The 959-nt window shown below is 56.4% G+C and carries 1 protein-coding gene; it reads right to left on the bottom strand.

The annotated features are described in order from the left end of the window. Positions 1-578 precede the first annotated feature (578 nt). A partial coding sequence (locus B7364_RS05945) for a transposase (RefSeq protein WP_157893532.1) occupies positions 579-959 on the bottom strand: 381 nt, incomplete at its 5' end.

A 959-nucleotide genomic window follows, 5' to 3' on the forward strand; every position in this document is an offset into this window, starting at 1 on the left:
ACCCGTTATGTCATCGAGTTCGTTGTTGGCCCGTTTGGCGACTTCGAAGTTCTCGCAAGAGGCAAGATCATGGAAAAGGTCGCTGAAGCGGCCTAACCCCTCCAGTGCCGGGCCCTTGTAAGAGGGTCCGGCCAAAAGCTGTGCCTTGTGCCATCATTTTACTTCCCGCCGTTTTGCTTCCAAGACGCGCCTCGCGCTTGAAAAATGCTACATCCATAACTCCTCTGCGCTCATGAGCGCGCCTTTAGATGCTAGGTCTGGCCGCTTTATCGCATGGCGCGTACACGCGCCGCCTATACTCACATCCGGTTGCCGCTTTGATACGGCAGACCATAATCCCATTCTATCGGGTCGCGGCACAAAAGGGGGCGGTGACAAACTGGCACTCGGCGTGTTGCAGCCATTACGTCGCTCCGTACCGCCCACCTGCATCCAGCGGTGCTGATCAAGCACTGCGGATCCTTATTAAAAAGCTCATTGGCCATTGCAGAACTTCATCTGCTGGTCTGCTAAAGGGAAGAAATAGGGCTACCCCATTATGCCATGCTAACCTGGCCCGAGCACTTAACCTTCAAACGTCATGCGGGCTTTAGAACCGCACCTTCCGGGACCTCCCCCGTTGTTGTAAATCGCCACAGGGCAATCAATAGCTTGCGCGCTAGCGCGCAAATCATGATCTTGCGAATCCGGCCTGCATCGCTTCGAACGCGGGCCTGAAACCATAGTGACAGCTTCGACGCAGGCTGGTGTCGCAGCCAAAGCCATGTCAACTCCACCATGGTTGATCGCAAGCGCGGGTTACCCGACTTGGATATCCCCTGATCGCGCGCCATGTCCCCGCTCTGGTAGGGACTGGGCGCCAGTCCCGCATAGGCCGCGACATCGCGTCTGTTCGCAAAATGTCGATAAAGGCCTTCGAGCCAAAGCGTGGATGCAATCTCAGGTCCGATGCCCTTGAG

The organism is Aquidulcibacter paucihalophilus (assembly GCF_002105465.1).
Lineage (GTDB): Bacteria > Pseudomonadota > Alphaproteobacteria > Caulobacterales > Aquidulcibacteraceae > Aquidulcibacter > Aquidulcibacter paucihalophilus.